This window comes from Dysgonomonas sp. GY617, from assembly GCF_015233815.1.
Classification (GTDB): domain Bacteria; phylum Bacteroidota; class Bacteroidia; order Bacteroidales; family Dysgonomonadaceae; genus Dysgonomonas_A.
In genome coordinates, this window is sequence record NZ_JADCLR010000023.1 from 165,488 (window position 1) to 178,479 (window position 12,992).

Annotated in this window: 8 protein-coding genes and 1 pseudogene; all 9 read right to left on the reverse strand. The window is 37.9% G+C overall.

Translation table 11 applies throughout. From position 1 onward, the window contains the following. Positions 1 to 128: 128 nt before the first annotated feature. A complete protein-coding gene (locus IR022_RS13550; RefSeq protein WP_194204116.1) occupies positions 129 to 1,031 on the reverse strand; it encodes an AraC family transcriptional regulator in 903 nt (300 codons plus the stop codon). Positions 1,032 to 1,084: 53 nt separating this feature from the next. Beyond that, positions 1,085 to 2,386 carry a glycoside hydrolase family 105 protein gene (locus IR022_RS13555; protein ID WP_194204117.1) on the reverse strand — a complete coding sequence of 434 codons (1,302 nt, stop codon included), beginning with the start codon at positions 2,384 to 2,386 and terminating at the stop codon, positions 1,085 to 1,087. A gap of 131 nt (positions 2,387 to 2,517) precedes the next feature. Further along, entirely contained in the window at positions 2,518 to 3,327 is an 810-nt protein-coding gene (gene rhaD, locus IR022_RS13560; protein ID WP_194204118.1) for a rhamnulose-1-phosphate aldolase, read from the reverse strand. 66 nt (positions 3,328 to 3,393) lie between these two features. Next, positions 3,394 to 4,422 carry an L-rhamnose/proton symporter RhaT gene (rhaT, locus tag IR022_RS13565; protein ID WP_194204119.1) on the reverse strand — a complete coding sequence of 343 codons (1,029 nt, stop codon included), beginning with the start codon at positions 4,420 to 4,422 and terminating at the stop codon, positions 3,394 to 3,396. After that, complete coding sequence (locus IR022_RS13570) at positions 4,419 to 5,675, reverse strand: L-rhamnose isomerase (protein WP_194204120.1); 1,257 nt, start codon at positions 5,673 to 5,675, stop codon at positions 4,419 to 4,421. Before IR022_RS13570 ends, rhaT begins: the two co-directional genes overlap by 4 nt. 42 nt (positions 5,676 to 5,717) lie before the next feature. Next, positions 5,718 to 7,181, reverse strand: a complete 1,464-nt coding sequence (locus tag IR022_RS13575) for a rhamnulokinase (RefSeq protein ID WP_194204121.1) — start codon at positions 7,179 to 7,181, stop codon at positions 5,718 to 5,720. Between the two features lie 117 nt (positions 7,182 to 7,298). Continuing rightward, complete coding sequence (locus IR022_RS13580; RefSeq protein WP_194204122.1) at positions 7,299 to 8,975, reverse strand: glycoside hydrolase family 28 protein; 1,677 nt, start codon at positions 8,973 to 8,975, stop codon at positions 7,299 to 7,301. A 2-nt stretch (positions 8,976 to 8,977) separates the two neighbouring features. After that, complete coding sequence (locus IR022_RS13585; RefSeq protein ID WP_194204123.1) at positions 8,978 to 11,755, reverse strand: glycosyl hydrolase; 2,778 nt, start codon at positions 11,753 to 11,755, stop codon at positions 8,978 to 8,980. A gap of 120 nt (positions 11,756 to 11,875) precedes the next feature. Beyond that, positions 11,876 to 12,958 (reverse strand): annotated as a pseudogene (locus tag IR022_RS13590) (glycoside hydrolase family 105 protein); the annotation flags it as partial. Between the last annotated feature and the right edge of the window lie 34 nt (positions 12,959 to 12,992).

A 12,992-nucleotide genomic window follows, 5' to 3' on the forward strand; every position in this document is an offset into this window, starting at 1 on the left:
TTATGAAGAGATAATTTGTAGAATCTGAGAAATCACAATAAGATACCAAGCTTTCAATTTCTTTGTTAAGATAAAGAAACTGAAAGAAAAACATTATCTATACTAATAAAGAGACTACAGTATTAAAATTAGCCTATACCCCGTTGATAATTTCTATAAGCAATAGGAGTAAATCCTGTTTTTTTCTTGAATATAGAAAAGAAATGTTCTGTTGAGTTATAGTTCAACTCAAAAGCAATCTCTTTGACCGATTGAGATGTTTCAGCCAGAAGATGTTTTGCCTGATTGATCTTCAATTCCTGAAAGTATTGAGTGGGGGCATATCCTGTATAATTTTTAAAGACCTTGCGAAACCATGAATAGCTGACATTCAGTTTTTCGGCAATTTGCTGTGGTGCAACATCTTTATAGATATTTTCAGACATGATAATCTTAGCACGTTCTATTTTCTGATATATTTCGGCATTTTCGGTTACTATATTTTTCGAGACTGATAGCACTTTACCTAGTATATGCAGCACAAGTCCCGCAAGATATTGCTGAGTAGCAATTTTGTCCTCTTTAGCCGTTTCAATAGCACGAGAAAAGAGGTTCACCAAATTATCTTGAAACCCAACTTCTAGCACAGGGTTTTCTTTGGTGAAAAAAGATGCTTGAACCAGATTGTCTATCATAGGTCCCTCAAAACCAATATAATATTCGTTCCACCCACTATCAGAGAGCGGGCTATAAGTATGCCACTGATTAGGAAAAAGCATTATGAGGCAACCCTTTTCTACCCGTCTTTTCTTTGTAGAATCGGACTCGAAAAAGCCTTCGCCCTTTGTTATATAAAGTAATTGATATTCACGAAGGACACGACCTTTAGCTGTATTAAAAAAATAGTCGGAAGGATGGTTTGTCAAAGGATATTTTCCTCCTTTTTGAATAGGCTGAAATCCTACTGTATTCACCCATAAGCCAAATTGCTTATCGCGATCGCTAACCAATAAGTATTTAAAGTTAACACCAAAATCATTAAGGCGTATCATAGGTATATAAGATTAAGAGCTCAATACAACAATGTATCAAGCTCTTAAAGGTATTATTTTTTTATCACAATCTTGTCATACTGATCATCTGCTGATATCTCTGAATACTTAATTGCATCAGACATTTCGACCAAAGCTCGCAACACCGGGCCTTCTCCCATAGGAGCATTTTCTTGAGTTTTTCTATTATAATAAAATGATAATGAGGGCATAATACCCGTACCCACACAAATTGCAGTAACATCGCCATCATCACTCATCTTTGTCATCATGCCCTTCAAACCCTGCTCTGCAACATAAATAAAATCTTTACCTATCCAGCCTTCTCTCACTCCTCGGGCAATACCAAATACAAACATGGCAGTACCTGTTATCTCTTCATACGAATCTGTTTTATCCAATATCTGATACCACAAACCATTCTTTCCCTGATAACGGCCTACTCCGCTCACTTGTTGTTTGAAATTTTCGATCAAAGCCTGTCTCTTAGGATGATTTTTAGGTAGCATGGTCAACAGGTCGGCTTGTGCCATTAAAATCCACCCATTGGCTCTAGACCAATGCGCAACACCATGCTCATCGGTGTCTGTATGATAGCAATGATAATAGATTTGTTTTTCGGGATGCCATAGATATTTTGTATAATTCAAAACCTGATTGGCTGCATCATCAAAATACTTCACATCACCGGTCATTTTACCCATACGGCAAAGAAAGGCTACTCCCATGAACAAGTCATCTGCCCATATTGTATTTTCATGAGGCCACAGACGAGCTATCGTTCCATCATCAAGACGAGGCTCTGCATACATCAAATGATCGTTAGTCTCATTTATGTAATTGAGAAATGCCTTATTCGGCTTACGCATTTGAAGCTCAATCAAACTAGCCCCCATTGGTCCGTTGTCGTCCAACCGTTTAGCTCTGAATATCATATGCCATGTCAGTTTACGAATAGCTCTCCAACCTCCTTCTCTAAATGCCTCATCGTATTGTTTCTTAAAGAAGTTCAGATTATCTTCATCAAAAACGAAGTTCATATTCTTGAAAACATAATCTTCGTATTTCTTTGACTTGATTTTATCTGCAAGTTCTAACAAAGCTATATTCAGAACTCCATTTGTATAATGCCAGTCATTATACTCATTCTGCACTTTAATATCCATCGAAAATGGAATATTCTTAAGGCTGGTATAGGTTTGCTCTGTCTTTGTATTGACAAAAGTATAAGGTGTCTCCGATATGATTCTGTCAGCAATAGCTATTGCTATTTTATCTGCCGGTTGAGTAGCTTGAGAGTAAGTTGCTATTGTCGTAAAAAGAGAAAAGGCAACTAGTATTAGTTTTTTCGACATAGGGTTAACATTGTTTCTTAATGAAATAATAGGAAGAATAAAAAAAGGACAAATTTGAGCATCTACTCAAAATAGAGCGAACACACAAGTTTGTCCCTATATTATTCAAAATACGAGGTTTTACACCTTACTTATTTGGGTAAATTGAAAGCCTCTTTCAGAGCTTGCATATCTGCCATAGAAGTACCTTCGGGTTCGAAGCCCATCGACTTAGCAGTCAGATATATTTGTGCCGATTTCGAAAGGGTATCCACCATGTCGAATGCTTCCATAATATTTTCGCTAATAGAACATACGCCATGCTTTTCCCACATTACCACATCGTAATTCTCCAGTGCTTTTACCGTAGCCTCAGCCAACTCTATAGAACTGGGCATCAGATAAGGTATAATACCTAATCCTTTAGGACAGAAAGCTCTGGTTTCGGGAATCATGCTCCAGAGAAGATAAGTAAGCTTATCTTTTTCCAAGAATTCCCTATTATGAGTCATAGCAATCAAATCAATAGGATGCGTATGCAACGCTGCCTTATAATTAGATCCGCTACCGATCATATAATCGTGCATAGATAGATGTGACGGTAATTCAGATGTAGGGCGAACGGGATTGTCTGCAATAATTTCGTAGCTGTTACAATCGTCTCCGATACGAATTACTGCACCGTTTTCCATAGGCCAGCGTGCCAAATCACGCATACGCATATTGGTTCCCTTACAGAAGAAATAACACCCTTTCAAGTTTGGAAGAACTTTTCCAATCACATATTTTTCACTAATTGGTTTTAGATTTCTGATTTCATCATCAACCAGATCAGTGATATTTATTGTTATATTTCCTCCATTACGTTCAGCCCATCCTTTTTGCCATAGGTAGCCTGCCACTTCCGCAACTTCCCATACTTTTTTTGACAGTTCAGGACGATTATCTAATATTGATTTCATTTAGTTTTCAATTTTAAGGTCACAGACCTGTTTAATTAGAATTAGAATTATTATTTATAACACATCTCACAAAAGGTTAGGCAACACTAATGAAAATATAAGTATAGCCATACCCAATATGAGTACCATAATTGTTTTCTGACCTGTACCTTTCCATTCTTTCAGTACAATACCCCAGATATTACTGCATATCACATTGAGTGACATAAGTATACTCCACGAGAAGGCAATCATAATACTACCCGGTTCGAAGAAGCTTTTACCCATTCCCAATGCAAAAAACTGAGAATACCATAATATACCCGCCAAAGCACAGAATAAAGTATTCCGCACCAATAAACCCGAAGGTGTAGTAAATATTTGTCCCGAAGTACCATTCTTTTTATTCTGCCATACGCAATATATAAGGTTGGTAAGAAATCCTCCGATTGTAACCAAAAGAGTTACGGGATTTTGAGCAAAGAAAGAACTTGCTCCAAGTTCCATTACTCTTTGCTGAATAGGTTCACCCGCATTCAACCCCAAGCTGAAACAGGCACTCATCACACCTGCAAGCAGAGCTACAAGCAATCCTTTTTTCAGGGCAAAGTCTTTGACAGCTTTTTTCTTTTCCTCTTCGGTCATATCTTTCGACCTTAAAGAACCCGCATAACCAATCGTTGCGATACCTGCCAAAGTGATGCAAACACTTATCAGGAGAATTACTCCATCGCCCGACAGCAAATCGTTACCGCTAAGCACAGCAGGAATAAGTGTTCCGAAAGCCGAGCAAGTACCCAAGGCGATAGATTGACCTAATGCCACTCCCAGATAACGCATACTCAACCCGAAAGTCAAGCCTCCAATGCCCCATAAAACACCATAGAAAATGGTTTTCAGAGTAGCAGCAGATTCTATCGAATATACGTCAATTAACGACTGGAAGTTTGTAGCCAATAAAGCTCCCAAAAAAGGGAATACTAACCATGCAAACACCCCTTGTATCAACCAGAAATTTTCCCAAGACCAATCTTTGACCTTATTAATGAGAACGTATGAGCTGGATTGACCCAAACTTCCTATCGCAATTATAATTAAACCTATTAATGTATTCATCGTTTAGATGTTACCTCTTTTTCGTATTGCTGAACCATCGGAATAAAATCTTCGCCCACAGCAATGTTGTTTTTCAAGCAGAAATAATCCCATACCGCATTCCAAGGAAGACCTTTAGACTCTTCAAGAAGTGCAAGTCTTTCGAAATATTGTCCTTTCGACTCGTATTCACGAAGGATATTTAGTGGTTCAAGCAATGCTTGAAGGAAAGCTTTTTGAGTAGCTCTGATACCGATTACATACGCACCGATACGGTTGATGGATGCATCGAAGAAATCGAGACCGATATGTACTCTTTTCAAAGCATCTGCTCTTACTATTTCTTTAGCAAGATCGATAGTTTCATCATTCAAGATAGCCACGTGATCAGAATCCCAACGTACAGGGCGGCTTACGTGAAGCATAATCTCAGGAGTATAAAGCAACAGAGACGAAATCTTATCGGCAACACTTTCCGACAAATGGAAGTGACCTGTATCTAATGTTACCATTTTTTGGTTCTTCACACCATATCCCATGTAGAAGTCATGAGAACCAACCGTGTAACTTTCCAATGCTATACCAAACAATTTCGATTCGATGCAATCTTTCATATTATCATACTTGGTAGCAAATATATTATCCAGCGATTGCTCTAATATCTGACGGTATTTGTAACGGTTTACAGTAATATCTTTACTTCCATCGTGTATCCATAAATTCATAATACAAGGGTCGTTTTGAAATTTACCCATTGCCTCCGATATGGCACGTGAACGTTTTGTATGCTCGATCCAAAATTCACGGATCGAATTATCCGGATTAGCAAGCGTTAAATCTCCACTCTTAGGATGTCCGAACGAACTTGAATTGAAATCCAGTTTCAGATTCTTTTCTTTCGCCCAATCCATCCAGCTTGTAAAATGCTCGGGTAGAATTTGGTCTCTATCAACAGTCTTTCCACCAAAATCTCCATATATGGCATGTAGATTGAAACGATGGTTACCACCTACATATTTCAACACTTCTTCAATATCGGCACGTACTTCATCTATATTACGGGCTCTTCCGGGATAGTTTCCCGTAGCCTGAATACCGCCACCACCCATATTTCCGAGATTCTCGAAACCAACCACATCATCCGTCTGCCAGCAATGAAGCGATATTGATATTTCCTGAATTTTTGCTAGTATTTTATCAACATCAACACCAACTGCCGCATAACGTTCCTTTGCGATTTCGTATGCCTTTTCTACTAATACTTCTTTTTTCATGGTCATTTATTTTTTAAGGTCTCAGACCTATTTGTTATTCTTTTATTTACTTATCTGCAAGTATTTTACATATGCTTTATTCCACACCTCAGTATCTTGAGGTAAAAATGTTTCGGGATGTACCGAATTATTTATCACCGCCCTCATATCCGATAAACTATTCACCAGATTCAAAGCTTTTGCCTGTAACATGATATTACCAATAGCTGTAGCTTCCGATGGTCCTGTTATAATAGGCACATTCAACGCATTGGCAGTAAACTGATTCAACAAGTTATTCTTAGAACCACCTCCAATTACATGCAGTTTTTTGATCTCGAAAGGAGCTAATTCCTGTAGATGATCGAATATCTCTTTATATCGTAATGCCAGACTTTCGAATATACAGCGAACATATTCACCGATAGTTTGAGGCGTTGGCTGACCTGTATTGCTACAATAATTACTTATTGCTTTCGTCATTACTGTCGGATTGGAAAACACATCAGCATCGGGATTCACCAAACATTTGAACGGTTCGCTCTTTGATGCCTGCTCAATCAAATCGGGATAAGTGAGATTGGCATCCCATTCTTTACGACATTGCTCTAAAAGCCACATACCACATATATTCTTAAGGAAACGGATTGTACCGTCTACCCCACCCTCGTTTGTGAAATTGAGATTGTATGTCTTTTCGTTTATAATAGGCTCTTTTAGCTCGATCCCCATTAATGACCACGTTCCCGAACTCAGATAAGCAAAGCATTCATCCTCGGCAGGCACTGATGCAACCGCCGAAGCTGTATCGTGCCCTGCAACCGCCACAATGGGAATACTTTCAAGCCCTGTTTGCCTGCATACAGATTCTGACAAACTTCCGATTATCGTTCCAGGTAAAACAAAACGTCCGAATTTTTCTTTATTAAGACCAACCTTTTCGAGCAATTCGCAATTCAGTTCTTTTTTATAAGGATTCATAGCCTGGGATGTCGAAGCTATCGTATATTCCATTACCACCTCACCTGTAAGCAAATAGGATAAAGCATCGGGCATGAATATAATCTTATCAGCCTCTTTCAACAAAGTGGCTTCATTTTTATTAAGTGCAAAGAACTGAAACAACGAATTGAAATTCATTATCTGAATCCCTGTTGCTGCATACACATCCTTACGGGGAATAAGCTTAAAAAAATTCTCAGGAGCATCTACTGTATGAGGATCACGATACGCATAAGGCATCCCTATAATTTCCTTATTTTTATCAATGGCTATAAAATCGACGCCCCAAGTATCTATACCTATCGACGATATCTTGATTCCTTCCTGAGCAACTTTCTTCAAACTGAGAAGAATCGACTCATAAAGCGATAATATGTTCCAGTAAAAATGACCGTTTACTTCAATCAGAGGATTAGCAAAACGGGTTAATTCTTCAATTTTGAGGACTCCGTTATCGAGAGTACCAAGTATAGTGCGTCCGCTTGATGCCCCTATATCAACTGCCAGAAAGTTTTGTGTATTCATTTATTTAGATTTAAGGTCTATCCTTTTAAGTGAATAAAAATTTATTGAGTAAAGCAAATGTAGTGTCTCTTCTCATTTATACAGATAGTGTATTTGAGACAAAGACTACAGGTTTTGTCACTTTTTATATATCAATTTCACCACTCCCGTTTTAGTATCTGAGCCTATTTTCAGTTGGTTATCGTTGTAAGGTGAAGAAATTACTATATTTATTGATCTTGATCCTGAAATATCAAATACCGTAGGCAATTTAGAATCTGTAGTAAAGCCTTCAACTTTTACATTACTGACATTTCTTAAAGTCAGAGCAGCACCTTCTTGTGGATAAATATTTACATTTTTCAGTGTAATATTTTTTGATTCCATGATTTCCGCTCCTAATTGTGAATGAATAACCACATTCTCAACATTTATATTATCGATATTATGTTCGGGTAATCCATAAAAATACATAGCTTTCCGAGCCTTACTGCATGTTACATCTTTTATAAAGATATTGCGGAAGGTAGGTGTGGTAATATCCACAGGAGGTATCACTTCAGTTACAGGCTCGGCATCATTATCTTCGAGAGTTTCTACTACCGATTTTCCTCCATAATAAAGATTGAAGTGAATGGGTTCGGTAGAAATATCAATCATACTTACATTAGTTATATAAATATTCTCAACAACTCCGCCACGTCCTCTGCTGCTTTTGAATCTCAAACCCACATCTGTTCCTAAAAACTGACAGTTAGAAACGGATATATTCCGCACTCCGCCCGACATTTCACTGCCGACTACAAAACCGCCATGCCCTTTGAATACGGTGCAATTATCTACGATTACATTCTCACAAGGAATATTTCGTTTCAAACCATCCTCATCTTTACCCGATTTAATACAGATTCCATCATCCCCAACGTCAAAAGTACTGTTGACAATGATCGCATTTTTGCACGATTCCAAATCCAATCCGTCACCATTTTGAGCATAAGACGGATTTCTCACCTGAACCCCATCGAGAATAATGTTTTCGCACATAAAAGGGTGAATATTCCATGCAGGTGAATTCTGAAAAATAACTCCTTGCAGATATACATTTTTACATTGCTGAAAACTAATCATCACAGGGCGAAGAAAGTCCCGTACAGAAGCCCATTCAGCTTCGGTCTTTAAATTTCGAGGTACATTCATATTGCTGATAGTATCTCCATGCAGATATTGAGCCGAAGGCATCCAATAATCATCACGTTTGAATACTCCGCCTTTAGAAGTTGCACTTTTCCAAAAACTATCCGATACTTTTTGCTTTTTCAGAGGTCTCCAATAATGACCATTACCGTCAATCGCTCCGCTTCCTGTTATGGCAACGTTTACCAAATTTCTGCCCGAAACCGGCGATTGACACCTGCGTGTATCGAACCCTTCAAAAACCGTTTCAACCAAAGGATATAGATTTTTATCGGGCGAAAAAAGAATAATGGACTTATCTTCCAAATGCAGATTAATATTGCTTTTGAAAACAATAGGTCCTGTCAGCCATACACCCGAAGGCACAGTTAATTGCCCACCGCCCTTAGCCGCCAAAGCACTTATCGCTTTTGCAAAAGCTTCTGTATTTAAAGCTATTCCATCGCCTATTCCGCCAAAATCTATAATGGATACTTTGTTGGCAGGAAAAGTCGGACGAGCCAATTTAGGCATCTCAAAAGGTAGATTTTCATATAGATATTCATATCCTCCCTCTTCTTTCGCAAAGAGATTAGAAACAGATACAACGAATAAGGTTATTATAATTACATGTTTTTTCATAGTCATTTCAAGCTTTCAATAGTCAAAGGAGTTAAGGTTACAGGACCTAGTAAACCCGAAGGGATTGTTTCCCATCCTGAATAATCTCCTTCTTGATAATCGATTTTTACAAAATTTATTTCCTTGAATATTCGCCAATCAACTTTTTGTCGGTCATATTCAGAAATACGATTTGCCGGTAGATTAGTTACTTCAATTTCAATTCGGTTATTACCTTCTTTCAGGTATTTACCAACCTTGGTTTTAAAAGGAACAGCCCAAAGGGTTGCCACATCTTGACCATTTATTCTTACCCGAGCACTCTCGCGGACATCGCCAAGATCTAACTCCCATTCATCACTCTGTATCAATGGTAAGTTAAATTCAGTAGAATATAAGGCTGTTCCCATATTTGTTTTAAGATCAGGATGATCTAGTTCGGTCCATGATCCGAGTTTGTTTAATCTAAGATGATTGGTGATCGCAGGACTACTTTCTAAAAACGTCATTGTCCAATCTCTATTCAGCATTATAGATAGATTTTGAGGAGTGTAATAATTCCAATCGGTAACATTCGTTATCTTCTTATCGAATGTTTTCAGTATAATCGATTGCCCTGATTCGAGTTGCAGATATACTTGGGTTTTATTTCCTTCTCTACGAATCTTAGCCAATCCCGATTTTCCATCCATCGGATTAAAAAACATCGCGCTTTCGGCATCCACACCCAAAGTTATCCAACCACCTGTATCTTCGGCTTTAAGTGCCGAAATGAAATAATGATAACCATCGCCATTGCTTCGCCTGATATATTGTAGACCGTGTAAGGTTTTCATTTCTTCTTTCTGAATATGGCAAGCATCCAACGTTTTAGCATAATCTGATCCTGTTATTATTTGTCCTTTACCCAATGTTTGGGTATTTACTTCTACAAATAATCCTGCCTTAGAAATCTGATTTATAAGCTTTACTAATTCTGCTCTTCGTTTGTCTAAATTCTTAAATCCGGGAACATCATTCGGATACTTTTCTATAAAAACAATTTTTGCTCCGCCCCTCGCTAATTTCAATAAATGAGATAATGTTTCAATCGGCATTTTCTCGGCAGAGGGTACAATTATAGCTTTGTATGTTGTATTGCCCGATGTGACAAGCTTACCATCAACAACCTGTGTCGATAGTAAATAGTTATCTGAAATATAATCGACATCATATCCTGAGTTCACAATATTATTTACAGCCGAAATAAACTGAGGTGCACGTTGCTGCATCTTATGAATATCGAACATCAACAATCGTCCGTCTTGCTCGTGCCACATATCATACACAGGAAAATAAAGTAGAAAATCGTTATCTGGTTTACCCTCTTGTAGAAAAGACTGACATCGGGTGATATACTCAAAAAAAGCATCTGCATCCCTCCAAATACTATTGGTGGGCGACATATCTACCGAAGCATAAAATTTCCAACCCGGCCATTTAGCTTCTTTGGGCGAATAGGTTGTTCCATGAAAAAAGATGTGATTCACTCCCGAAAGAAACAGTAAATCCAAATCGGGTTTACATTGAGAAAGTGAAGTTCTGAAATGCTCGGTCAACCAAGTAAATGTTTCGGAACTCGTATATATTTTTCCTGTAAGATGTGCACCCGAAGAGGCATATTTAAGCATCGATAGATCAGAATCATTTATCTTTTTTATCGAATCTTTCCGAAGTCCTTTTATATGAAAATCGGATATACCAAACGATTCACATTCAGGAATATCTACAGTTGCATACAAATCGATCAGATTTCCAGGTGATCCGTGTGCCTGATTTCGGGTAGTACTGCCATGCTGATGTGCCCAATTTGTCCACTGATGGGTAAAATTTTCAAGAAGTAGATCAGCCAGAGTTTCTCTATAATCGGCAATTATACGTGCTGTTGTATCTGTTCTTTTTGGGCAGATAAATTCGGGCAAATAATTTTCTAATTTATACCCTCTTCTCTTCTCAAATTGTTCAAATAGATCGGGAGTCCAATCACCTCCGTATACTTCATACGAATCGTTAAAGAAAGAATTAGGATAATTAGCATTATTATCCTGAAAGGCTTTTGAAAGCCGAGTCAAATAATTTGAAACAGCCGTTTTCGAAAAATGATTCATCACCAATCCTTCACCTCCCGGAGCAGCCCGTTTTACCTGCTGCAATGTTTTTCCATTGAAAACAGCTATCAATCGCCAGTTACCTTTGGGTGCTGTCCAAGAAAGTGTATTGTTTTTGACCTTAGAAGTAAGATCTAATTTATCTCCTTTATCCGAAAAAGCCATCAAACGATAAAAGGTTGCAATTGCTTTTTGCTTTTCATCTTTTACTTCTATTTTTTCATTTAATTGTTGTCCGGCTTGCAAGCTATATTCCTCAAATATAGCTTTTGTTGCAGCATCTTCTATACTTACATGAGGTCCACCGAAAGGCCAGCCCGTGCCACCATTCATATCTATTTTCAAACCAAGTTGATTACCTTGTACTTCTGTATATTTAAGCATCTCCATCCAATGAGGCGACAGGTATTGAATCTCATTTGCCTCATTGTTCTGCACACCATATATAGGAGTGATTTCGAGTCCTCCCATACCTTTACGGGCATATTCGCTCATATTATAAGCAAGATTATCTTTATCGACGGCACTCCCCATCCACCACCAACGTGCTGCGGGTTTCATCTCAGATTTTATTTGCGGCCAGCTTATTTGTTGTGCGGATAAACACAAAGAAAGTATGCTAAATAAACAGAGTATTGTGTTTTTCTTTTTCATTCGCCCTAATAAGGTTTCAAACCGATTAAGTAACAATTAGTATTTAAGATAATATCATATAGCCATAACTATCAGTTATACTTATATTTGCCGAAGTAGTAAATATATCTGTCCCCCCTTTTACTTGCCCAATTGTAAACATCCCATAATAAATGGTCCTGTTGCTTTGGCATCATTATCCCGAATACGTTCATTAACATAGTATTCGAAACTTCCGTCACGATAGGGATTACCTCCAAGACCTGATACTGCACAACACTTGGTTAATGTAAGAGTACCGTCTGCATTTTTCACAATCAGATTTTTCATCAATCCATTGTAAGCCTTTTCGGCAACAGCTTTATACTTTTTGTCGATATACCCTTTGTTAACAGCCTTAGCGTAAGAATACATAAACATAGACGATACGGATGCTTCAAGATAATTGCCTTGCTTATCACCTTTGTCCAAAACCTGATACCAAAGTCCTGTTTTATCCTGATATTTGGGTAAAGTTTCAGCCAATCCGTTTATTATTCTGATAAGTTCGCCTCTCTGAGGGTTTTCTTGAGGAATAAAATCCAAAACATCCACCAAAGCCATAAACCACCATCCGATACTACGTCCCCAGAAGTTAGGTGATTGACCTGTTACCTTATTTGCCCAAAGCTGGTTTTTGCTCTCATCCCAAGCATGATAATAAAGCCCCGTTGCAGGGTCATAAGTATGTTTAGCACATATCAAAAATTGATTAATAACATCTTCAGTCCATTCGGGTTTATTAAATGTGATAGCATACTGAGCCAAAAACGGAGAACCCATATACAAACCATCCAACCAAATTTGATGCTGATAGATAAGTTTGTGCCAAAATCCTCCTTCGAGAGTACGGGGATGAACACTCATTTGTTTTACCAACCTGTCCATAGCCAACTTATATTTTTCATCTCCTGTTTGCTTGTAAACATCAAACAGAACTTTTCCCGAATTAATATAGTCGATATTATAAGTTTCTACTTTATAAAGATATATTTCTCCTAAATCGTTGATAATGGTATCAGCCCATTGCACCACATAATCTAGATATTTTTTATCGCCTGTTTGCTTCCATACATCAAGCATCGCCTGACATCCTAATCCTTGGGAATACCCGAAATAAAGTCCTTTACCATGATCTAATTGCCATGCTTGAGGAAAACGTTTCATTTCGGAATCGGCAAAAAGGATTCCTGTTTTTTGCGAATAAGCTGATTGTATT

Coding starts and splice junctions, on each gene's coding strand:
- IR022_RS13585 (WP_194204123.1), bottom strand. CDS start 11,755: ATGAAAAAGAAAAACACAATACTCTGTTTATTTAGCATACTTTCTTTG.
- IR022_RS13575 (WP_194204121.1), bottom strand. CDS start 7,181: ATGAATACACAAAACTTTCTGGCAGTTGATATAGGGGCATCAAGCGGA.
- rhaT (WP_194204119.1), bottom strand. CDS start 4,422: ATGAATACATTAATAGGTTTAATTATAATTGCGATAGGAAGTTTGGGT.
- IR022_RS13555 (WP_194204117.1), bottom strand. CDS start 2,386: ATGTCGAAAAAACTAATACTAGTTGCCTTTTCTCTTTTTACGACAATA.
- IR022_RS13570 (WP_194204120.1), bottom strand. CDS start 5,675: ATGAAAAAAGAAGTATTAGTAGAAAAGGCATACGAAATCGCAAAGGAA.
- IR022_RS13580 (WP_194204122.1), bottom strand. CDS start 8,975: ATGAAAAAACATGTAATTATAATAACCTTATTCGTTGTATCTGTTTCT.
- IR022_RS13550 (WP_194204116.1), bottom strand. CDS start 1,031: ATGATACGCCTTAATGATTTTGGTGTTAACTTTAAATACTTATTGGTT.
- rhaD (WP_194204118.1), bottom strand. CDS start 3,327: ATGAAATCAATATTAGATAATCGTCCTGAACTGTCAAAAAAAGTATGG.